The organism is Nonomuraea glycinis, from assembly GCF_035920485.1.
GTDB lineage: Bacteria > Actinomycetota > Actinomycetes > Streptosporangiales > Streptosporangiaceae > Nonomuraea > Nonomuraea glycinis.
In genome coordinates this window covers 9,198,999-9,220,816 of the sequence record NZ_CP109166.1, presented here as the reverse complement: position 1 = coordinate 9,220,816, position 21,818 = coordinate 9,198,999, and the positions used below count along the sequence as shown (strand labels likewise).

The window sequence follows — 21,818 nt, the reverse complement described above, 5'->3', positions numbered from 1 at the left end:
CCGCTGACAGCTCACCCTCGGTCGGCTGACACCCAGGCCCGCGCCTGGTCCAGCACTGTCAGCGCCTCCTCACGGCCCGCCCGCGCGCCACGCGCGAACGCGACCGCGAACCCCTCCGCCCCGGCCTGCCGCCTGGCGGCCTCGGCGGTGCGAGCGACATGCGGATCCCCGGCCACGGCCACCCCCCGCAACGCCACGGCCACCCCCAGCAAAAGCGCCCCCCGCCGCCCCGCCACAGCCGAAGCCGCCGTGCTCCGGTGGGTCCGCGCCAGCGCCGGGATCCCGGTACGGCGGTCCGTGTCCCCATCCAGCCCCGCCAGAACCGCCTCGGCCTGCCACTCGGCGGCGTCGGCCAGATCCGACCCCAACGGCGACCGACACGCGGCGGCGACCGCCCGCTCGTAAAGCACCCACGCCCCGCCGCCCTGGCCGCCACCGGCCCTGCCGGCCCCGCCGTCGGCCCCGCCGCCAGACCCGGCGCCCGACCCGCCGGAACCGCCGTCGGCCCCGCCGCCACCGTCGCGCCGGCTGTCGCCGTCGCTCTCGGTTCCGGCCTCGCCGGCGGACAGTCGGGCGAGGGCCGCCAGGACGTGGGCCTGGGCCTGCTGGGCGCCGAAACCACCGCCCTGGGCGGCGGCCAGCGCCGCCTCCAGCCTCATGAGGGCCTCCGCCGAATCCCCTGCGGCCCACGCGAGCTCTCCCAGCCCCAGCCCGGCCATGACAGGAGCCTGCGAGCGGCCCGCCCGCGCGGCGGCCTCCCCGGCACGCCGGAAGTCGACGCTCGCGGCCGCGAGCTCACCCGCCCGTACCAGCGCCTCACCCCGACGCGCCAGTACGTCCGCCGTCTCCTCCAGCGCGCCCAACTCGTCGAGCAGCTCCAGCGCCTCCCGCCACAGCACCCGGCAGCGGTCCCACTCCCCACGCCAGCTCGCGATCACCGCCAGCCAGTCCAGCGCCTGCGCGATGCCCCACCGCTCACCCAGGGCCCGGAACCGCGCGAGCACCTCCTCCAGCTCCACCTCGGCCTCGGCCGGCTCGCCGTCGAGCAACCGCAGCAAGGCCCGGCTCAACCGCCCCAGAGCCACGCTCCACGGATCGGAGCCGAGCATCCCATCCCGCTCCGGCCCTACCGGCAAGGCGGGCGGCCCCACGGTCATCCCCCACAGCGCGGCGGTGAACGGATGACGCAACGGCCGTTCCAGCCCGCTCATGTACGCCTCCGCCCGCGCCCAGTGCTCCGGCGCTGCCCTGGGCACGGCATGCAGCACGCACATGACGTACGCCTCCTCCAGCCCGGGAAGCGGCGCGCCGGTGACCTTGAGCAGCTCGGCGGCCACGTCCCCGGCCTGGCTCTGCCGCCCGCTCAGCCACCAGCAGGTCGCCAGCTCCGTCACCATCCGCAGCGCCGCCTCCGGGTCATGCCGCACGGCCCAGCGCAGCGCGGCCATGAGGTTGCCGTGCTCGGCGGTCAGCAGAGCCAGCCAGCCGAGCTGCTCACCCCGCCGCAGCCACGGATCGGCCCGCCGCGCCAGCCCTTCGTACCAGCGAGCATGCCGCCCGCGTACACCGTCCTCCTCACCCGCCTCGGCCAGCCGCTCGGCACAGAACAACCTGATCGTCTCCAGCATCCGGTAACGCCCGCCGTCGACGCCGACCAGCGACTTGTCCACCAGATCCGCCAACACCCCGGCAACGTCGTCGGTGGCCCGCTCGCACACGGCTTCGACGGCCGCGATCGTCGCGCCTCCGGTGAACACCGCGAACCGCCTGGCCAGTGTCTGTTCCTCGGGGGTGAGCAGGTCCCAGCTCCACTCCACCACCGCCCGCAGCGCCCGATGCCTCGCCGCGCCCGTCCGATCGCCTCGGGACAGCAGCCGGAACCGGCCATGCTCGGCCAGCCGCGCGGCGATCTCCGCGACGTCGAACGACCGCAGCCGCGCCGCCGCCAGCTCGATGGCCAGCGGCAGCCCGTCCAGCGTGGCGCAGATCCGCACCACCGCGTCCACGTTGTCCTGCCGCACCTCGAACGCCGGCCGCACGGCTGCCGCCCGGTCGGCGAACAGCCGCACGGCGGGATACCCAAGCGCTTCCACCGCCGGCATGCCGACCGTCGGAGCTTTCGCGGCCGGGGAGCCGGATGGGGGGATGCCCTCGGTCGGGAGGCCGGGGGGTTCGGGAGGGGGGATGGCCAGCGGCGTCAGCGGCACCAGCGCTTCACCGGTGATGCCCAGCGGCTCGCGGCTGGTGGCCAGGACGCACAGCCGGGGACACTCGGCCAGCAGCGTGCGGACCAGTGCGGCGGCAGAGGCGATGAGATGTTCGCAGTTGTCCAGGACGATCACCGTGTCCCGCTCGGCGAGCGCCGACACCAAGCGCTGGACGGGATCACGCAGCTGAGCCGTGCGCAGCCCGCCTTCCCGCACCCCGAGCGCGCCCAGCACCACCCGAGCCACCTGCTCCACCCCGTACGAACCGGCAGCCGCTGAACTTCTCACCTCGGTAGGAGGGAGCGCGTCCCGGGCTGCTTCCGCATCCGTGGGTGTGGGGCGGGGGGCCGCTGAATCCCGCGCCTTCGGGGGTGGGAGGGGGGACAGGTCGGCGAAGTAGGTTTCGCGGCTGTCGCGGGCGGCCGCTTCGATGGCCAGCCGGGTCTTTCCGATGCCGCCGGGCCCGACGATCGTGCGCAGCCGGGAGCCGGGCGAGGCGAGCAGGGCGAGGTCGTGTTCGCGCCCCACGAAGCTGGTCAGCTGCGCCGGCAGTCTGCGGGGCGCGGGGGCGGGCGGCTCGGCGCGCAGGACGGTCAGGTGGGCGGCGGCGAGTTCGGGGGAGGGGTCGGCGCCGAGCTCGTCGGCGAGCAGGCGGCGGCCTTCCTCGAATGCCGCGAGCGCCTCCGCCTGCCGCCCCGCCGCGTGCAGCGCGCGCATCAACTGGGCCCTCAAGCGCTCGCGCAGCGGATGGGCCGACACCAGCCGCCGCAGCTCCGCCACCGGGGCGCTCCCGGGCAGCGCCAGCTCCGCTTCGGCGAGGTCTTCTCCGGCGGTGAGCCGCAGCTCTTCCAGCCGTGCCGCCTGCGCCTGCCCGAACGGCAGGTCGGGGAGGGCGGGCCCACGCCAGAGCCCGAGCGCTTGGCGGAGCGTCCCGGCGGCGTCCTGGAACCGGCCCGCCGACAGCAGATGCCGCCCCTGCCGGGCCAGCCGTTCGAACCGGTGCGCGTCCACGGTGCCGGGGTCCACGGCGAGCAGGTATCCGCCGCCCCGGAACTCGATCCGGCCGGCCCCCAGAGCGCGCCGCAACCGGGACACCTGGGCCTGCACGGCGTTGGCCGCACTGGCGGGCGGGTCCTCGCCGTACTGGCCGTCGATCAGTGCGTCCACGCCGACCACCTGTCCGGCGTTCAGCAGCAGCATCACCAGCACGGCGCGCGGCCGCGGCCCGCCGACGGGAATCAGCTCCCCGCCGGGGCCGCGCACCTCCAGGGGACCCAGGACGCCGAACCGCATGGACGCCAGTATCTAGCTGACCACGTCCTTACGGCGAAACCGGAGGAAGGCGGCGGCGATGAGGAGGGCGGCGTACGTGATCGACAGCGACGCGCCCCTGATCATGCCGCTCCAGTCCAGCTCCGGCGCGAGGGCGTCGAGCCAGGCGTTGTTCCAGAAGGTCGGCAGGAACTCGCGCAGCGCCCCCAGCGCCTCCACCGCCTGCAGGATGGTGCAGATGATCCACAGGCCCACGGCCCCGCCCACCGCGCCGAGCGGCGAGTCGGTGATGGTGGAGATGAGGAAGGCCAGGGCCGCCACGACGAGCTGGCTGACCATCGCGTAGCCGATGGCGATGCCGAAGCGCGGCAGGACGCTGAACGCCGGGATGGTCTCTCCCGTGCCGGGCACCTGGATGTCGGCCCAGCCGAACGCCAGCGTGCCCGCGAGCAGCGCCATCAGCGGCAGGCAGATCACGGCGGCGGCGGAGTAGCCGAGTGCCACGATGAGCTTCTGCCGCAGCAGGCGGTCGCGCGGCACCGGCGCCGCCAGCAGATAGCGCAGGGAGGACCAGCTCGCCTCGCTGGCCACGGTGTCACCGCAGAACAGGGCGACGGCGACGACCAGCAGGAAGCTCGCGGAGACCGACAGGGCGAACGCCGCGAAGTTGAGGCCGCTCGCGGTTGCCAGGTCGGAGATGCGCAGGGCGGACTGCTGGTTGCCGCCGCCCTGCGGGCCGAACTGGAAGGCCACCACGAGGATCCACGGCAACGCCAGCAGCAGCCCGAACATGACCAGGGTGCGCCGCCGCTTGAACTGCCGGACGATCTCCACCCGCAGCGGAAGGGTGCGGCGGGGCGCGTAGCCCGTCGCGGCGGTCATGCCTTGTCTCCGATCAGGTCCAGGAACACGTCTTCCAGGCGCGGGCCGTGCCCGTTGGTGGCGGTGGCGGAGCTGAGCAGCACCGACACCGGTCCGCTCGACACCAGCCTGCCCCGGTGCATGACGACGACGTGGGTGCAGGTCTGCTCGACCTCGGCCAGCAGATGGCTGGAGACGATGACGGTACGGCCGTCGCGCGCGTAGCGCTTGAGCACCTCGCGCATCTCCCTGATCTGGGGCGGGTCCAGGCCGTTGGTGGGCTCGTCCAGCACGAGCAGGTCGGGCATGCCGAGCATGGCCTGCGCGATCGCCAGGCGCTGGCGCATGCCTTGTGAGTAGGTGCGTACGGCCCGGTCCAGCGCCTTGCCGAGCCCGGCGATCGCCAGCGCCTCGTCGAAACGGGCGTCGGCGGTGGGGCGGCCGGTGGCGGCCCAGTAGAGATGGAGGTTGTCGCGGCCGGACAGGTGCGGCAGGAACCCGGGGCCTTCGACGAACACGCCGAGCCGGGACAGCACCGGCGCCCCCGGAGTGACCGTTTCACCAAATATCCGGATCTGGCCGTCGTCGGGGCGGATCAGGCCCAGCATCATCCGCATCGTGGTCGTCTTACCCGCGCCGTTCGGCCCGAGCAGACCCAGCACCTCGCCCTGCTCCACCCGGAACGACAGCCCGTCGACGGCCAGCTCACCGTTGCGGTAGGCCTTGGTGAGCCCGCTGATCTCCAGCGGGGCCACCGGCCCGTCCGGCGCGGCGGCGGACGCCGGGGCGGCGGCCCGCCGCCGGCGGGTGACCAGCAGGACACCGGCGAGCACGATCGATGCGAGCGGCATCGCCCACACCCACCACGCGACCCCGGTCACCGGCGCGGCCAGCGTGGCCACCGTCGGGACCGAGAGCGCGGGGGAGGCCAGGCCGATCCGGTAGGAGGCGGGCTCGGCGGGCGTGGCGAACCCCATGTCGGTGGTCGCCACCACCAGCCGGAGCCGGTGCCCGACGGCGAAGCGATAGTCCACCACCGGCAGCTTGACCTCGACCTCGACGAACTCGGCCCCCTCGGGGACGGTCACCCGCAGCGGGGAGACCAGGCCGGCGGGCAGGGCCGGCGGCTGGAGGGAGTCGGAGACGTCGAAGAGCTTGGCGAACAACGTCACCTCGCCGCTGCCGTACACCTTGATCTTGGTGGTGGGGCTGCCGGTGAGCTGGAGCGGGGCGGTGAGCGGCGCGGAGTCGAAGGCGGCGCTCTGGCCGGGCATGTCGAGCGAGACGCTCGCGGTGCCCTGGCCGCCCAGCAGGCCGCCGACGCCCGGCACGGTGGAGATCGAGGCGGGGGAGCCGCCGGGCGGGTTGACGATGTTCTGCTCGGGGCCGGTGAGCGTGACGGTGGTGACGTCGGTGCCGCTCAGGCCGGGGTAGGCGGCGGCTTCGGGATGCAGGCGGATCCGCTGGCGGGTGCCGGGGTCGCGGCCGCCGTCGCGGGTCACGGTGAAGGCGCTGACGGAGGCGGGCTCGCCCTTGAGGTGGCGGGCGAACCAGGCGGTCGTCTGCTCGTGCAGCCAGTCCGCCTCGCCGTTGCCGCCGTCATGGCCGCCGTCGTACCAGGCCAGGCTGACCGGGGTGCCGGCGGCGGCGATCGCCCTGGCGTTGGCGTCGGCGTGCTCCAGCGGGAACAGCGAGTCGCGCTGGCCCTGGATGAGCAGCGTCGGCGCCTTGATCTGCCCGGCCACCGCCACGGAGCTGGACTTGGCCAGCAACGCCAGGGCCTCGGGCGTGGCTCTGCCGGTCTTGGCGATCTCCTGGTAGGCCTCGCAGATGGCGGGCAGGAACCGGCCGCACCGCGCCTGCTCGGCGGTCAGCGCCTCGGGCTGCCGGTTGAGGGCGTCCAGGCCCTGCGCGACCCCGGCCCCGGCCCCGGCGCCGCCCCGGCCGAAGAAGATGCCTGCCCACATGCGCTTGAACACGCCGTTCTCGGGGCCCTTGCCGGTGACGTCCGGGAACAGCGCGTCGGCCAGGTCGGACCAGGTGATCTGGGGCACGATCGCGTCGACCCGGGCGTCGTGGGCGGCCGTCATCAGCGCGATGGAGCCGCCGTAGGAGCCGCCCGTGATGCCCACGCGCGGGTCGCCGGCGGCGTCGAGCCGGACCTCGGGCCGCTTGGCCAGCCAGTCGATGAGCTGCTTGACGTCCTTGACCTCGTAGTCGGCGGTGTTGAGCGCGATCTCGCCGGTGGAGGCGCCGAAGCCGCGCGCCGACCAGGTCAGCACGGCGTAGCCCGCCTCGGCCAGGCGGACGGCCTCCTGGCGGACGCTCTGCTTGCTGCCGCCGAAGCCGTGCGCGAGAAGCACCGCGGGCGCCTTCTCCCCGCCGGGCGGGGCGAAGAAGGTCGTGTCGAGCTCGACCCGCTGGTCGTCAGCGGGTCCGTCGACGACGGCGATCCGCTGATGCTGACCGCTGACCTCCGGCCCCGACGGCCACACCGACCACGTCACCACCCCTACGAGGGCGAGCACCGTGACCAGCACGGCCGTACGTTTCATGGCGGTGAGCCTACTTTCCGCACCTGAGAGATCGCTGAGACGGCCTGGTAGCCGATTCTGACCAGCTGGTCAGGGTTCGCGGTCATCTCGTGACCGAAAACTTGCCAGGCGAGGGGTGTAGCGGCCCCCGGGCCTGATGACCGTAAGATTTCGGCCGTGAAGTCACCAGCGACGCTTAAGACGGCCGCCCAGTGGGCCCTGCCGTACTGGACCAGAGGCCCGGCGGGACGCGCGACGCCGCCTGATCTGCTCCGGGTGCTCTACGTCGGATGGCTGGTGGCGTTCTCGCTCAAGGTGCTCGGCTCGGCGTGGGACGTCTCCTGGCACTTCATGTGGCTGCGCGACGACCTGGCCCCGCCCCACCTGCTCAACTCCGCGGGCACCGCCATCGTCCTCGCGTTGACGATCATCCACGGCTACACCGGCTACGGCGTCGACCGGGCGGCGCTGCGGCTGATCCAGTGGGGCACCGGCGTCTTCCTGGTCGCGGTGCCGCTCGACCTGATCAACCATCGGGTCAACGGCCTGGACATCACGTCCTGGAGCCCGTCGCACCTCGCGCTGTACATCGGCACCTTCTTCATGATCGCGGGCGTGGTGCGCGGCTGGTTCGTCAGCGCGTCCCCGGGGCGGACGCGCACCGTGATGCTGGGCGCGTTCCTCGCCTTCTTTCTGGAGAACGTGCACTTCCCCGAGCAGCACCAGGAGTACGGCATCCTGTCGCTGGGGGCGTGGAACAACGGCGTCGTCTACGCCGAGAAGATCCTGCTGGACTTCGCCGCCGACCAGATGGGCCGCCCGGTGGACCACATCATGGTCACCAACTTCACGCTGCCCGTCCCCGACCTCCTGTACCCGGTGTACGCGGTCGTCGTCGGCGTCGGCGTGCTGGTGGCCGCCCGGATGATGATCGGCAGGTTCGGCGCGGCGACGCTGGTGGCGGCCGCCTACGTGGGCGTCCGCGTGCTGTTCTGGCCGATGCTCACCTTCACCGGCTTCCCGCCGTCGGCGCTGCCGTTGTTCCTGGTGGCCGCCGGGCTCTGCGTGGACCTGGCCTTCCTGCTGCGGCATCCGCTGGTGCGGGCCGTGCTCGGGTCCGTCGTGGCGACGGCCGCCGTCTACGGCGGCCTGGTCGCGCAGAGCACGCTCATGGGACCTGTGTACGACCTGCTCATGGGCCAGGACGACCTGCTGGGGGCGCCGCCCCTGGCCACGGCGTCGGCCGTCTGGGCCGGGCCCGGCCTGCTGGTCGTCTGGCTGGCCTGCGAGTGGTACGCGACCCGGCGTCAGCCGACGGCGGCCCGGGTGATCGCCACCGCCACGCCGTAGGCCAGCCCCATCACGGCCAGCTCCGCGGTCGCCCAGACGGCCACCGTCGTGGCCTCGCCCCTGCGGATGCCGGGCATCAGCCGGAACCGGATGTGCGCCGCCAGCGGCACCAGCAGCACGGTCAGCGTCACCTTGGTCAGCACGAGGAGGCCGTACTGACTGGTCAGGATCGCGCCGGGCAGCTCGACGCCGGGCGTGAGCGCCATCGTGCCCAGCCCGCTCACCAGCCCGGACATGGCCACCATGAGCAGGCAGACGGTCGCCAGCCGGGAGAAGCGCGGCAGCACGACGGCCAGCAGCTCCCTGCGTGAGGCGACGAACACGACCGTCGCGACCAGGCCGCCCGTCCACGCGGCGGCGCCCATGACGTGCACCTCCATCATGATCATGATGGGGTCGTGCCAGACGGAGTTCACGGCGTGCCCGGTCACGGGGATGGGCAGCAGGCCGAACAGGGCCACGATGATGCGCAGCTCGGCCGGCACCTTCTCGCCGAACCGCACCGCCATCAGCCCGATCCCCGCCGCGGCCAGCGCGCAGGCGGCGCTGAAGAGCAGCCCCTGGCCGGTGCCGACGGTGTCCACGTAGGAGGCGATCATGCCGAGGGTGGGCACGCTGCCGGGGTTGAGCTCGGCCGTCTGGAGCACGATCGTCAGCAGGGCGCAGACGGCCCACGCCCAGGCGGCGGTGACGGTGAGCGGCCGCACCCGGCGCATGACCGGCTCGGTCCTGTCCGGCGCGTCGAAGCCCAGCAGCTTGGCCAGCAGGCTCAGCCCCACCACGGCCACGGCCGAGATGTCGAGCAGCACCCGCACCACGGGCAGCCCCACGGTCACGATCGCCCCGGGCATGGGGATGCCGGGCACCGCCTCCTGCGCGGTGAGCGTGCCGGCCACCACGGTGGCCACGACCGCGCACACGGCGAACACCCCGGCACTCAGCGACCCGCCGACCCGCTGCTCCCGAGGGGCGTCGGTGACCGTCACGCGCGCGCCCCCTCTCCAGGCCGAACCGCCGCGTCACCGGACCCGCCCTGATCGTCAGGGGAGGTGCGCGGGCCGGCTCGCCGTAGGGCCACGGCGGTGCCCGCCGCGAGCACCAGCAGGGCGGCCACGATCCACACCACGGCCATGCCCGCCCCGCCGTTCGCGGCGGCCTCGGCCGCCGCCGCTCCGGCGTCCGTCCCGGCGCCGGTCTCCTGCGGGGCCGGGGCGGCGGCGCCGCCGCCGGCGAGGGTGAAGTCGATCTTGCCCGTGACCGGGTGCCCGTCGGCCGACAGGATCCGGTAGCCGACCACGTACGCCCCGTCCGCCGTCAGCGGCTTGACCTTGACCGTCACCCGCTCGGCGGCCACCGTCGCCGCCCCGTCGGCCCACGCCGACCCGTCCGCCCCGGTCACGCCGATCTGCGCGTAGCCCTGGCGTACCGGCTGGTCGAACACCAGCGTGATCTGCTGGGGCGGGGCCGACAGCGCCGCCCCGTCCTTGGGGTCGCTGCTGATCAGCACGTTGTGCGCCTGTGCGGGGGGAGCGATCCCCAGCGCCGCGCAGGCGAGCAGCAGGACCGTGACTAGCCGCCTCACCGATCAAACCCTTCCGTGGTCGCGTCCGGACCCGTATATGCTCCCATCCCCGGTGCGGCCTGTTCGCCGCCCTGCACCCCGGGGTCGCTCAGAGGTCCTCCACGGCCACGCCCAGTTCCATGGCGGCCGCCGTACGGACGAGCTGGGTGACGCGGCGGCGCGACAGGAGCTTGCCGTGCACGTTGATCTGGATCGCCAGCCCGTCGCTGAGCGCGAAGATCCGCCAGGTGGCGGCCTCCGGGTCGGCGCAGGTGAAGACGCCCGACTCGACGCCGGCCTCGATGATGCCGCGCAGCACCACCCGCCCCTGTACGTCCAGCCGCCGCGAGGTCTCCTCCAGCTCGTCGCTGCGCATCGATTCAGCCCAGGCGTCGATCCACAGGCGCCAGCCCTCGGGCGAGCCGGTGGGCGAGCAGAGCCGCAGCAGCGCCCGCAGCCGATCCAGCGGTGGCCGCTGCGACCGCTCGACGCCGTTCAGCGATTCCAGGTGACGTCGGGCCGCGTACGCGAACGCCTGGGCGAAGAGCCGATCCTTCGTTTCGAAGTGATAGAAGAGCAGGCCCTGGCTGACACCGGCGGCTCGGGCGATGTCCATGGTTCGGGTATGACCGAAACCCTGAGCCGCGATCACCTCGCATGCGGTTTTCAACAAATCCTCGCGCCGTAACCGGCTGAAACCTGGAGTCACATGTAGTGACTTTAATCATTGCGCAAAGTCATTTGTAGGACAAAGCGGGCACCAGGGGCGGAGTCTTCGATCGTGAGAGAGACGTTATGTGCGCGCGCTATCTCGCGGGCGCTGGGCCGCCCTGCCGCAGCGGCGGTCGCAGGGCGGCTCAGTCCTGCCGCAGCGGCAGCCGCAGCATGAACCGGGCGCCGGTGTCGGAGTCCTCGATGGTGAGAGTGCCGCCGTGCGTCTCGGCGACGTCGCGCGCGATGGCCAGGCCGAGCCCGGTGCCCCCGGCGTCACGGCTGCGTGAGGCGTCCAGCCTGGTGAATCGCCGGAAGACCTCTTCGCGTTGTTCGGGCGCGATGCCCCCGCCGTCGTCCAGCACTTCCAGCGTGGCCTGGTCGTTCTTCCGGACGGAGACGCAGATCATCTTCTCCGCGTGCCGCTCGGCGTTGTCGAGCAGGTTCGTCAGCAGGCGGGCGAGTCTGAGCCGGTCGCCGGTGACCGTCACGCCGGACTGCAGCGTGATGACCATCAGCTTGGAGCGGTGCCTGGCGGTCTCCGTGGTGACCAGCTCCGCCAGGTCCACCGGGTCCTTGGCGGCCAGGGTGCCCGCGTCGAGCTTGGCCAGCGTGAGCAGGTCGGTGACCAGGGCCTGCAGCCGGTCCAGGCTGGCCAGCAGGGCCCGGCCGGTCGCGGGCCAGTCGGTGTCCTCCGGGTAGAGCAGGGCCTCCTCGATCCGGGTGCGCATCGCGGTGAGCGGACTGCGCAGGTCGTGCGAGGCGTCGGAGGCGAACCTGCGCTGCTGCTCCATCGCCGCTTCCAGCCGCTCCAGCGTCTGGTTGGCGGTCTCGGCCAGGGCGCGGATCTCGTCGTCGGTGGCGGGCACCGGCACGCGCATGCCGCCGCCGCCGGCGGCGATCTCGGCCAGGTAGGCGCGGATCCGATCCACCGGCGCGAGCGTGTCGGCCACGATCCGCGAGACGCCGAACCAGGTCAGCGCCACCAGCCCGAGCGAGAGCACGAGCAGGGCGGTCGGCAGGCTCGGCGTGACGTACCAGGGGATCGTCTTCTCCGTGCTGTACACCAGCCAGTCACCCGACGACCGGTAGACGCGGAAGACAGCCAGGACGTTGCACTGGCCGGGAAACGGGGGCAGGTCACACGTGTACTGGAGCAGTCTGGTCCCACGGGAGGGTACGGCCGTGCTCATGCGCGGCGCCCTGGCGAGGTCCGGCGTCCAGGACGCCACCCGTCCCTGGCCGTCGATCGCCTGGATGCTGGGCTGGCCGGAACGCAGCACGTCGGGCAGCCGGTCCCGCTCGATCAGGTGGATCACCCGCAGCGCGGCGTTCGTCACCGCGACCCGCTGTGCCTCGGCGGCCGTGGCATGCACCATGTAGAGCACGAGAGAGCTGACCACGACGCAGAGCAGCGCCATGGCCACGGTGGCGAGCACCGTCAGCCGCGCGCGCACGGACGTGCCGAACCGCTTGATCACACCTTTCCCCCCGGTGACCAGGTGATCACACTAAGCCGCTTCGTTACCAGTTAACGGAGATTCAGCGACAAATCTGGATAAAACACCACCAGAGCATTGCTCTGTACGCCCTCCGCGCCGCTGGTTAGAGTAAGTGGGCACTGATGCCGAGGAGTCGACGTGAATCTCACTGATTACCGCCGTACCGCCAGGGCCTGGCTGGTGGCCAACACCCCGTCGGACGACCGGCCGCAGGGCGATCCGACCGCCCGGGCCAAGGAATTCATGGCCAAGCTCTACGACGCCGGCTACAGCGGCATCACCTGGCCGCGCCAGTGGGGCGGCCAGGGCCTGACCCAGGCCGAGGAGCGCGCCTTCGCCGCCGAGGCCACCCACTTCACCCTGCCCCTGTACGTCTTCTCCATCGGCCTCGGCATGACCGGCCCCACCCTGGTCGACCGCGGCACCGACGAGCAGCGCGCGCGCTTCGTCCGGCCGCTGCTGCGCGGCGAGGAGATCTGGTGCCAGCTGTTCTCCGAGCCCGGCGCGGGCAGCGACGTGGCCGCCCTGCAGACCAGGGCGGTGCGCGACGGCGGCGGCTGGATCGTCAGCGGCCAGAAGGTGTGGACCTCGGTCGCCCAATACGCCGACTGGGGGCTGCTGCTCGCCCGCACCGACGTGGACGTGCCCAAGCACAAGGGCCTGACCATGTTCGTGGTGGACATGCGCCACCCCGGCGTCACCGTCAGGCCGCTCCGGGACATGAGCGGCCGGGCGAACTTCAACGAGATCTTCTTCGATGACGTGCCGATCCCCGACGAGCACCGCGTCGGTGAGGTCAACGACGGCTGGAGCGTGGCGGTCACGACGCTGCTGCACGAGCGGCTGTCGATCTCGGCGGGCGTCGGCATGGGCGGCCAGAAGGACAACCCCGCCTCCGTGGCGGCGCTGCGCGAGGTGCTCGACACCAGCGACCCGCTGGTCCGCGACGAGCTCGTCGAGCTGCACATCCGCTCGCGCGCCCTGGCGCTGTTCAACCAGCGCCTGGCCCAGGAGACCAACGCGGGTGTCTTCCCCGGCGCCCGCGGCAGCGCCGCCAAGCTGCTGCTGGCCGAGCTCTACCTGTTCCAGGCCGACCTTGCCACCCGGCTGGCCGGCCCCGCCTCGGTCGTCGGCGGCCACCCGCTCGGCCACGCGCTCAGCCTCGCCCCCGGGATGGCCCTGGGCGGCGGCACCAACGAGATCATGCGCAACATCATCGGTGACCGCGTGCTCAACCTGCCGCCCGAGCCGAGGGTGGACAAGACCGTGCCGTTCAAGGACCTGAAGGTGGGGACGCAGACGTGAAGCTCGTACTCAGCCAGGAGCAGCGGGAACTGCGCGCGGCCGTCCGCGCCTTCCTGGGCGCGGCCTCGCCGCTGCCCAAGGTCCGCGAGGGCTACGACCCCGAGGTGTACGCGCGCCTGTCCGGCGAGCTCGGCCTGTTTGGGCTGATCGTCGCCGAGGAGTACGGCGGAGCCGGCGCGGGCTTCGCCGAGCTGGCGGTCGTGCTGGAGGAGACCGGCGCGGCGCTGCTGCCCGGCCCCTTCCTGGCCACCACGTTCGCCGCCATCGCGCTGGCCGAGGTGCCGGACAAGGAGCTGCTCACCGCGATCGCCGAAGGCCGGATCGCCGCCACCCTCGCCCAGCCGTCCATCGACCTCATCGCGGACGAGGTCGCGGGGGAGTCCGCCACCGTCACCGGGACACTGGCCCAGGTGCTGTCCGGCATGGAGGCCGACATGCTGGTGTCGCCCGCCCTGACCGGAGACGGTGTGATCATGGTCGCCGTCGAGCTCGCCGGCGAGGGCGTCACCAGGACCGCGCTGGAGACGCTCGACCTCACCCGGGGCCAGGCCAGGGTCGAGCTCGCCGGCGCCCGTGCGCGGGTGCTCGGGCCCCGCACCGAGGGCGGCGTCGGCGACCGGCTGGCGGTGGCGCTGGCGGCCGAGCAGCTCGGCGTGATGCGGGCCGCGCTGGACGCCATCGTGGCGTACGCCAAGGTCCGGGTGACTTTCGGCCGATATATCGGCTCCTATCAGGGCGTCAAGCACAAGCTCGCCGACATGCACTGCAAGCTCGAACAGGCCGAGTCCATCGTCCGCTACGCCGCCTGGGCCGCCGACGAGTCCCCCGGCGAGCTGCCCGAGGCCGCCGCGCTGGCCCAGGCCTACGTCGGCCGCGCCTGCTTCGAGGTGGCCCGCGACCACCTGCTGCTGCACGGCGGCATCGGCTACACCTGGGAGCACGACGCGCACCTGTTCTACAAGCGGGCCAAGACCGACGAGGTGCTGCTCGGCCCGCCCCGCGTCCACCGCGCCCGCCTCGCCGAGTCCCTGGGGCTGTGATGGACGTCAGCGCGCTGCCCGGCTTCTACGCGATCGCCCAGGCCGACCCCGACCGGCTCGCGGTGATCGACACCGACGGGTCGCGGACCACCTACGGCGAGTTGCTCGCAAGGGTCGACCAGGTGTCACACGGGCTGCGCGACCGCGGGCTCACCACCGGCGACGTCGTGGCGGGCGTGCTGCCCAACGGCCTCGACGCGATCGTCATGCTGATGGCCACCGGGCAACTCGGCCTGTACTACGTGCCCGTCAACTGGCATCTGACCCAGGCCGAGGTGGCGTACATCCTGGACGACTGCGACGCCAGGCTGGTCGTGGCGGGCGAGGCGGAGGCGGCGGCCGTGCCGGGGGCCGAGATCGGGACGGACCGGCTGGCGGCGGGGCAGCCGGCCACCGCGCCGGAGGAGCGGGCCGCCGGGGCGGTCATGTGGTACACCTCCGGCACCACCGGCTTCCCCAAGGGGGTGCAGCGCCCGCTGCCGGGCGCCGCGCCGGAGAGCATCGTGCCGCTCTACACCTGGTTCCTCGGCGAGGTCCTCGACCTGCGGCCGGGCGACGGCGTGCACCTGGTGACCTCGCCGATGTACCACTCCGCGCCGTGCGCCCACACGCAGTTCGCGCTGCATCTAGGGCACACCGTGGTGATCGCGCCCCGGTTCGAGCCGGCCGCCGTCCTGGAGCTGATCGACCGGCACCGGGTGACGAACGCGATGATGGTGCCGACCATGTTCCACCGGATGCTGCGCCTGCCCGCGGAGGTCAGGCAGCGCTTCGACGTCTCCAGTCTCCGGCAGGTCATCCACACCGCCGCCGCCTGCCCGGTCGCGGTCAAGCAGGCGATGATGGACTGGTGGGGGCCGGTGCTGTACGAGTACTACGGCTCCACCGAGTCCACCATCGCCTTCGCCGTCCGGCCGCACGACTGGCTGGCCAGGCCCGGCACCGTGGGCCGGCCCGCGCCCACGTTCGAGGCGAAGATCCTGGACGCGGCGGGGGAGGAGGTGCCCGTGGGCGAGCCCGGCCTCATCCACGTCAAGTCCGGCCTGGGCGCCTTCGAATACCGCAAGGACCAGGCCAAGACCGCCGCCAGCATGCGCGGCGAGTGGTACGCCCCCGGCGACATCGGCTATCTGGACGAGGACGGCTTCCTGTTCCTGTGCGACCGGCGCACCGACCTGATCATCTCGGGCGGGGTCAACATCTATCCCGCCGAGATCGAGGCCGCGCTGCTGGAGCACCCGGCGGTGGCCGACGTGGCCGTCATCGGGGTGCCGGACGAGGAGTGGGGCCACCAGGTGGTCGCCCTCGTCGAGCCGGCCGAGGGCGTCACGCCGGGGCCCGAGCTCACCGCCCGGCTGCTCGACCACTGCGGGCCGCGCATCGCCAAGTTCAAGCACCCGAGGGTGATCGAGTACCGCGAGCGGCTGCCCCGCACCCCCACGGGCAAGCTGTCCCGTTCCAAGGTCAGGCAGGCGTACCTGGAGGCGCGCTGACGGCCCCGCCCACCGCCCGGCCGTAGCGCTCCGCCAGCAGTCGTACGGCGTCCGCCAGCTCGGGCGGGTCGAGCACCTCGAAGTCCACCCCGAGGAGGCCGACCCAGGCGGCCATCCCGACGAGGTCGTCGCCGCCCAGCCGGAGCAGGCAGGTGCCGTCGTCGACCGGCTTGATGTCCAGCTCGGGGGAGGACAGCCGGGCCCGCAGTTCCGCCTCGGAGAGGTGCACGCGCACGGTCCCCCGATGCCGCCACATGGCGGTGTTCACGCCCTTCTCCACGAACGCCGCCACATCGCCGTCCGCGGGCAGTTCGCGCGCGGTGAAGCGGGGACCCGTCGGCGTGCGCGGCCTGAGGCGGTCGACCCGGAAGGTCCGCCAGTCCTTCCGCTCGCTGTCATAGCCGACGAGATACCACCGGCCCCGCCGGTGCACCAGCCGGTACGGCTCCACGTCCCGCACGCTCCCGGCGCCGTCGTGTCCGGTGTAGTCGAAGCGGAGCCGCTCGCGGTCGCGGGCCGCGTTCGCGATCGTGGTCAGCACCTCGGGCGCCACCAGCGGCGACCTGCCGGGGATCTGCACGGTGAAGGCGTTGAGCGTGCCGACCCGCCGCCGCAGCCGGGACGGCAGCACCTGCTCCAGCTTGGCCAGCGCGCGCACCGACGACTCCTCGATGCCCGCCACGCCGCCGCCCGCCGCCCTGCCGAGCCCGACGGCGACCGCGACGGCCTCCTCGTCGTCGAGCAGCAGCGGCGGCAGCGCGGCCCCGGCGCCCAGCCGGTAACCGCCGGCGACGCCGGGCGTGGCGTGCACCGGGTAGCCGAGCTCGCGCAGCCGATCGATGTCGTTGCGGATCGTCCTGGTCGAGACCCCGAGCCGATCGGACAGCTCGGGGCCGGACCACTCCTTGTGCGCCTGGAGCAGCGACAGCAGCTTGAGCAGGCGGGCCGAGGTCGTCAGCATGCCTGCCAGTCTGCCCGCTATCGCGGCAAGGTGGCTTCCGCGTTGAGCACGGTCAGCCTCCGAAGATCCGCTGGATCTGCTGGAACACCACGATGACGGTCAGCGTGCCGAAGAAGGCCACCGACCAGATCAGCGCGCCGAGCCGGTAGGAGCGGACCTTGATGGCGTCGGGCAGCGACCTGCGGTTCAGGATGATCAGCAGGATCGAGTAGACGAACATCATCACGGCCGCGAAGCTCGCCGAGAACACGAGCAGGATGAGCGGCTGGTCGAAGCCCGCCAGCAGGATGAGCGTGCCGACCACCGCGGCGCCCCAGACCAGCAGGAAGTAGATCCGGTTGACCGAGATGGCGCGGTCGCGCAGGTAGACGGTCTTGAGCATGTCCGAGGCCAGCCGCGAGGTGTAGTCGACGATGCCCATCGCCGAGGCGAACAGCGCCAGCGCGCCGATCACCCAGAACAGCACACCGAACCACGGCGCCACGACCTCCTGCAGCACCTGGCCCTCTACCTGAAGGAAGTCGATGCCGTTGGCCAGGCCCTCCCGGCCGAACACGGTGGAGTAGGCCAGCATCGACATCAGCGCGATCGTCAGGAACGACACCAGCGCGAACGTGGACGCCTGCTCGATGTTGGCGAAGCGCCACCAGGCCCGCCAGCGGTCCAGGTTCGCCTTCGTGGGCGCGAACTGGAAGCCGGTCGACGCGGCGGCCTCCTCGTGCCCGGTGACCGGACTGACCAGGCGCGGCACGTACAGGCCCATGCCGAAGCCCTTGTCGCGGATCCAGTTGCTCTGGCACAGGTTCTGCCCGCCGCCCGCGCCCGCGTAGGCGATGGCGCCCATCAGCAGGGCGAAGTCCAGCGGCGGCACCGGGAACTGGGCGCCGACGGTCAGGCCGCGGCCGAGCTGCACCCAGCTCTCGGCGGTGATCGCGAACACGATGGCGACCACCACGAGGATGATCACCAGGCCGATCTTGACGAAGATCACTCGTTCCAGCGCGTTGTAGATGACCGGCGCCAGCGTCAGCCCCAGTGCGATCACCACCAGCATGCCGATGGCGATCCAGCGCACGCTGTCCTCACCGGAGCCGGTCAGGTAGGTCACCATGGTGGCCGACGTGGTCACCCACCCCGGCCAGAGGTTCGAGCCGAGCGTCATGAGGACGAACACGAGCCCCCAGTGTTTCCACATCCGGCTGAACCCGGTGAGCGCGGTCTCACCGGTGGCCAGCGTGTAGCGCTCGATCTCCATGTTGAGGAACCACTGGGTGACGATGCCGATCAGGGCGCCCCAGATGAACACCAGGCCCACCTGGGAGGCGATGTACGGCCACAGGATGAACTCTCCCGAGGCGAGTCCGACCCCGGCTCCCACCAGGCCGGGGCCGATGATGCGCCACTGCGACCGAGGCGGGTCGGGCAGATCACGGATGGCGACGGGGGGTAGGACTCGCGCAGGAACCGTTGGAGTGAATTCCGTCATGCGGCTCTCCTTGCTCGCTTTCCTTGACGCCACATTACAGAGATCCGAAACTTGGGTGGAATACCCCGGTCAACGATGATTCAGGATGTATTTTCCGTCCGTGGTGAAACCCGTGACCCGGGCCCCTTGGCCGAGCGGCCCGCCGAGCGCCTCCCGTACGGCCAGCCGCCACTCCCGCGCCGCCGCCGGATCTTCCCGCCGCAGGGTCTCGATGTCGCGCGGCGTCGCCACCAGCACCACCGGGCCGCGGACCGCGGTCACGACCGGCCGCTCGTCCACCGCCTCCAGCGCGCTCGGCCACGCCGGCGCGACCGCCTCGCCGCCGGGCGGCTCGGCCAGGTGCCAGACCGCCAGCAGCCGGTCCGACTCGTCCCCCTCGTTGATCGCGTCGACCATGACGCCGTAGAAACTCCTCAGGTACGCCTCCGGCCTGGCGCCCAGCTTGACCAGGTTGAAGTGCGCGTTCCTGCGCACCAGCGGGTCGAACGTCCAGGTGATCCGGTCCAGCCCGCGCTCCCGGCACCAGGCGCGCTGGTGCAGCTTGAGCGCGTGACCGACACCGCGTCCCATCACCGCCCCGGTGACGTGCGAGTGCAGCGTCCGATCCGCGGCCAGGAACCCCACCGACGCGCCCACGAGGGCGTCGCCCTCGAAGGCGCCCGCCACGTACCCGCCCGTGTGCGAGAAGGCGACCAGCAGCTCCATCGGCACGGGCGCGTTGCCCGGCTCGGGATGCCAGATGTCGTCGAAGAGCCGGTACACCCGCTCCCACTCGGCGAACTCCCGCAACTCGCGGATCACCACGCCGCCGCGCGCGGCCGCCTCCGCCGCCAGGTCTGTCACGAGGTCGTCATACCCACCTCATACCCGCCGAGGTCACGCCAGCAGCTCGGTGAGGAGCCGGTGCACGTTCCCCCCGATGATCTTCTGTACGTCCTTGTCCGGCAGCCCGCGCCCGAGCAGCCCCTCGGTCACCATGGGCAACCCCGCCGGGCCGTCCAGACCGGGCACCGCCGCGGTCGGGTCCAGGCCGTAGGAGTGCTCACAGCACGGCGGCGTCAGCTCCGTGATCACCTCGCGGACGAAGTCCGGCCCCATGCCGACATGGTCGATCCCGGCCACCTCCGCGACGTGCTCGATGTGGTCGAGCAGGTGGTCCAGGGTCGCCTCGTGCTCGCGCTCGTGGAGGAACCCGGCGAAGAAGTTCACACAGACCACGCCGCCCGTGGCGGCCACGCCGCGCAACTGCTCGTCGGTGAGGTTGCGGTGGTGGTCGCGCAGCGCGCGGGCGGCGGAGTGGGTCGCGATCAGCGGCTTGGTGGCCAGCTCCAGGACGTGCGCCACCCCGGACGCGCCCAGGTGGGAGACGTCGAAGACGATGCCGAGCCGCTCCATCTCGCGCAGCGCGGCCACGCCGTCCGAGGTGAGCCCGCTCCCGGTGGCGTCCTCGCCGCTGCCGTCGGCCAGCGGCGTGCGCCCCCAGTGCGCCATCGAGGCCACCCGCACGCCCAGCCGGTGCAGGGTGGAGATCAGCTCCACGCTCGCGTCCAGCCCTGGCATGCTCTCCATCGCCAGGACCAGCGCGATCCGCCCGGCGTCGAGCGCCGCGTCGATCTCCGCCGCGTCACGGCACAGCCGTACGTGCTCCTGATTGCCCTCGGCCAGCACGTGGGCGGCCTCGATCATCCGCAACGTCTGCCGCAGCGACCCTTCCGGCCGGTAGCCGTCGTCGATGAACACCGGCAGGACCTGGAGGTTCACCCCGCCGTCGAGGAGCTGCGGCAGCCAGCGCTCGCGGAAGAAGGCGGACCACTGCGCGGGCGGCCGCGCCGCGACGGCCATGAGCAGGTCGTTGTGGGTGTCGGCCACCAGGGAGCGCTGGTGCAGAGAGGTCGTCATGGCTCGGACGCTACCTCGTGCGCCCGGCCACGGACATGTGGCGCCGTACGAGATCCCCCGCCCCCATTGGCGACGCGTCACACCCGCCGCCCGCCATCGGCGAGCGCGCCGCACCTGCCTCCCGCCATCGGCGGCGCGCCGCACCTGACCTCCCGTCGTCCGCGGCGCGTCATACCTGCCGGTACGCCGGTCTCGGCGGTCTCGCCGTCAGCCTGCGGTACAGCGTGGACGGGCCGGGCCAGTTGTTGGTGATGCGGCCCTCCGCCGTTCTGTACCAGCTCTGGCAGCCACCCCACACCATCCGCGCCATCGACGCGTCGAGCTGGGCGCGCCAGGCGGCCATCACCTCCGGCCGCACCTCCAGCCGCCTGCCCGGCGACAGGTACGGCAGGCACGCCATGATGTGGTTCACCTGGCACTCGATCATGAAGACGATCGAGTTGTGCCCCAGGTTCGTGTTGGGGCCGTACAGCATGAAGAGGTTCGGGAAGTTCGGCGCGGAGATGCCGAGATAGGCCTCGGCGCCGTCCGCCCACTGCTCGGCGAGGTCACGGCCGCCGCGTCCGGTCACCCGCATGGGGGAGAGGAACTCGGTGCTCCTGAAGCCGGTGGCATAGATGATCGTGTCCGCCTCGTGGGCCGACTCCGCGGTCTGCACGCCGTTCGGCGTGACGCGGACGATCTTGTCGGCCACCACGTCGACGTTGGGCCGGCACAGCGCCGGATAGAAGGCGCTGTCGATGACCACCCGCTTGCAGCCGACCGGGTAGTCGGGCGTGAGTTTGGCCCGCAGGCGCGGATCGCGTACCTGGGCGTGCAGGTGGGCCAGGGCGCGCTTCTTCAGCAGGTCCCGGCTCCAGCCCTGGGCGAGCGCCGGGTAGAGGGCGTTCTCGGCGTAGCGGTAGGTCCACTCGCGGTAGGCGCGCTGGAGGCCGGGGAGGTAGTGGAAGGCCAGCCTGGTGGCCGGGGGGAAGGTGGCGTCGGGCTTGGGGATCACCCAGTTCGGGGTCCGCTGGAACACCTCCAGGCGCGCGGCCCGCGCGGCGACATGGGGGATGAACTGGGCGGCTGAGGAGCCGTTGCCGATCACGGCCACCCGTCTGCCGGTCAGGTCGTGCTCGTGATTCCAGCGGGCCGAATGGAAGGACGTGCCGTTGAACTCCGCCATGCCGGGGATGTCGGGTAAACGGGGGCGGTTGAGCTGGCCCACGCTCATCACCACCACGTCGAACGCCTCGGGCTCGCCGTCGGTGGTGAGGTGCCACTGGGAGCCGTCGAACGTGGCGGCGGTGACTTCAGCCCCGAACCGGATTTTTCGCCTGACGCCGTATTTATCGGCGCAGTGGTGTAAATATCCGAGAATTTCGGCTTGGCCCGGATAACGGCGGGTCCAGCTCGCGTACTTCTCGAAAGAGTACGAGTAGAGGTGCGAGGGGATGTCGCAGCCCGCGCCCGGATAGCCGTTGTCCCGCCAGGTGCCGCCGAGGTCACCCGCCTTCTCGAACACCGTGTACGACCCGATCCCGGCCCGTTCCAGCCGGATCGCCATGCACAGCCCGCCGAACCCCGCTCCGATGATCGCGACCTTAGGTGTCATGCCGGCCCTCCACCCGCGTCAGGATCCACTTACCGTACG

At 72.2% G+C, this 21,818-nt stretch carries 16 protein-coding genes; 4 read left to right on the top strand and 12 right to left on the bottom strand.

Going from position 1 to position 21,818, the window contains the following annotated elements; all coding sequences use genetic code 11:
* Positions 1-11: 11 nt before the first annotated feature.
* From OHA68_RS43435 to OHA68_RS43425, 3 genes are read right to left on the bottom strand one after another with little or no spacing between them, the layout of a single operon-like run.
* A complete protein-coding gene (locus OHA68_RS43435) occupies positions 12-3,500 on the bottom strand; it encodes a BTAD domain-containing putative transcriptional regulator (RefSeq protein ID WP_327105460.1) in 3,489 nt (1,162 codons plus the stop codon).
* 12 nt (positions 3,501-3,512) lie between these two features.
* Positions 3,513-4,361, bottom strand: a complete 849-nt coding sequence (locus OHA68_RS43430; protein ID WP_189140830.1) for an ABC transporter permease — start codon at positions 4,359-4,361, stop codon at positions 3,513-3,515.
* Positions 4,358-6,895: an alpha/beta fold hydrolase gene (locus OHA68_RS43425; RefSeq protein WP_327105459.1), complete on the bottom strand. Its 2,538-nt coding sequence runs from the start codon at positions 6,893-6,895 to the stop codon at positions 4,358-4,360. Before OHA68_RS43425 ends, OHA68_RS43430 begins: the two co-directional genes overlap by 4 nt.
* A 156-nt stretch (positions 6,896-7,051) precedes the next feature.
* Here OHA68_RS43425 and OHA68_RS43420 point away from each other — a divergent pair, with 156 nt between their 5' ends.
* Positions 7,052-8,224, top strand: coding sequence for a hypothetical protein (locus OHA68_RS43420; RefSeq protein WP_327105458.1), 1,173 nt, complete (start codon positions 7,052-7,054; stop codon positions 8,222-8,224).
* Here the strand turns inward: OHA68_RS43420 and OHA68_RS43415 are convergent.
* The 4 genes from OHA68_RS43415 to OHA68_RS43400 form a co-directional block, all read right to left on the bottom strand.
* Complete coding sequence (locus tag OHA68_RS43415; RefSeq protein WP_327105457.1) at positions 8,182-9,210, bottom strand: copper resistance D family protein; 1,029 nt, start codon at positions 9,208-9,210, stop codon at positions 8,182-8,184. The two genes, OHA68_RS43420 and OHA68_RS43415, sit on opposite strands and share 43 nt — an antisense overlap.
* A complete protein-coding gene (locus OHA68_RS43410) occupies positions 9,207-9,806 on the bottom strand; it encodes a copper resistance CopC family protein (RefSeq protein ID WP_327105456.1) in 600 nt (199 codons plus the stop codon). Before OHA68_RS43410 ends, OHA68_RS43415 begins: the two co-directional genes overlap by 4 nt.
* Before the next feature lie 88 nt (positions 9,807-9,894).
* Positions 9,895-10,494 (bottom strand): TetR/AcrR family transcriptional regulator, encoded by a 600-nt coding sequence (locus OHA68_RS43405; protein ID WP_189140827.1) that lies wholly within the window; start codon positions 10,492-10,494, stop codon positions 9,895-9,897.
* 148 nt (positions 10,495-10,642) lie between these two features.
* Positions 10,643-11,977, bottom strand: coding sequence for a sensor histidine kinase (locus tag OHA68_RS43400; protein ID WP_327105455.1), 1,335 nt, complete (start codon positions 11,975-11,977; stop codon positions 10,643-10,645).
* 159 nt (positions 11,978-12,136) lie between these two features.
* On the opposite strand from OHA68_RS43400, the gene OHA68_RS43395 reads away from it, so the two are divergent.
* The 3 genes from OHA68_RS43395 to OHA68_RS43385 are packed head-to-tail and all read left to right on the top strand — an operon-like array spanning position 12,137 to position 15,836.
* Complete coding sequence (locus OHA68_RS43395; RefSeq protein WP_189140826.1) at positions 12,137-13,303, top strand: acyl-CoA dehydrogenase family protein; 1,167 nt, start codon at positions 12,137-12,139, stop codon at positions 13,301-13,303.
* Positions 13,300-14,343 (top strand): acyl-CoA dehydrogenase family protein, encoded by a 1,044-nt coding sequence (locus tag OHA68_RS43390; RefSeq protein WP_327105454.1) that lies wholly within the window; start codon positions 13,300-13,302, stop codon positions 14,341-14,343. The genes OHA68_RS43395 and OHA68_RS43390 overlap by 4 nt, the downstream gene beginning before the upstream one ends.
* Positions 14,343-15,836 carry an AMP-binding protein gene (locus OHA68_RS43385; RefSeq protein ID WP_327105453.1) on the top strand — a complete coding sequence of 498 codons (1,494 nt, stop codon included), beginning with the start codon at positions 14,343-14,345 and terminating at the stop codon, positions 15,834-15,836. Before OHA68_RS43390 ends, OHA68_RS43385 begins: the two co-directional genes overlap by 1 nt.
* On the opposite strand, the gene OHA68_RS43380 is transcribed toward OHA68_RS43385, so the two are convergent.
* The 5 genes from OHA68_RS43380 to OHA68_RS43360 form a co-directional block, all read right to left on the bottom strand.
* Positions 15,808-16,797, bottom strand: a complete 990-nt coding sequence (locus tag OHA68_RS43380; RefSeq protein ID WP_327105452.1) for a helix-turn-helix transcriptional regulator — start codon at positions 16,795-16,797, stop codon at positions 15,808-15,810. The genes OHA68_RS43385 and OHA68_RS43380 overlap by 29 nt on opposite strands.
* A 52-nt stretch (positions 16,798-16,849) precedes the next feature.
* Positions 16,850-18,283, bottom strand: coding sequence for an Nramp family divalent metal transporter (locus tag OHA68_RS43375; RefSeq protein WP_327105451.1), 1,434 nt, complete (start codon positions 18,281-18,283; stop codon positions 16,850-16,852).
* Positions 18,284-18,352: 69 nt separating this feature from the next.
* Positions 18,353-19,126 (bottom strand): GNAT family N-acetyltransferase, encoded by a 774-nt coding sequence (locus OHA68_RS43370; protein WP_189140821.1) that lies wholly within the window; start codon positions 19,124-19,126, stop codon positions 18,353-18,355.
* A 33-nt stretch (positions 19,127-19,159) separates the two neighbouring features.
* Complete coding sequence (locus OHA68_RS43365; RefSeq protein WP_327105450.1) at positions 19,160-20,182, bottom strand: dipeptidase; 1,023 nt, start codon at positions 20,180-20,182, stop codon at positions 19,160-19,162.
* A 169-nt stretch (positions 20,183-20,351) separates the two neighbouring features.
* On the bottom strand, positions 20,352-21,779 hold the full coding sequence (locus OHA68_RS43360) for a flavin-containing monooxygenase (RefSeq protein WP_327105449.1): 1,428 nt from the start codon (positions 21,777-21,779) through the stop codon (positions 20,352-20,354).
* Positions 21,780-21,818: the final 39 nt, after the last annotated feature.

Coding starts and splice junctions, on each gene's coding strand:
- OHA68_RS43435 (WP_327105460.1), bottom strand. CDS start 3,500: ATGCGGTTCGGCGTCCTGGGTCCCCTGGAGGTGCGCGGCCCCGGCGGG.
- OHA68_RS43430 (WP_189140830.1), bottom strand. CDS start 4,361: ATGACCGCCGCGACGGGCTACGCGCCCCGCCGCACCCTTCCGCTGCGG.
- OHA68_RS43425 (WP_327105459.1), bottom strand. CDS start 6,895: ATGAAACGTACGGCCGTGCTGGTCACGGTGCTCGCCCTCGTAGGGGTG.
- OHA68_RS43385 (WP_327105453.1), top strand. CDS start 14,343: ATGGACGTCAGCGCGCTGCCCGGCTTCTACGCGATCGCCCAGGCCGAC.
- OHA68_RS43380 (WP_327105452.1), bottom strand. CDS start 16,797: ATGCTGACGACCTCGGCCCGCCTGCTCAAGCTGCTGTCGCTGCTCCAG.
- OHA68_RS43375 (WP_327105451.1), bottom strand. CDS start 18,283: ATGACGGAATTCACTCCAACGGTTCCTGCGCGAGTCCTACCCCCCGTC.
- OHA68_RS43365 (WP_327105450.1), bottom strand. CDS start 20,182: ATGACGACCTCTCTGCACCAGCGCTCCCTGGTGGCCGACACCCACAAC.
- OHA68_RS43360 (WP_327105449.1), bottom strand. CDS start 21,779: ATGACACCTAAGGTCGCGATCATCGGAGCGGGGTTCGGCGGGCTGTGC.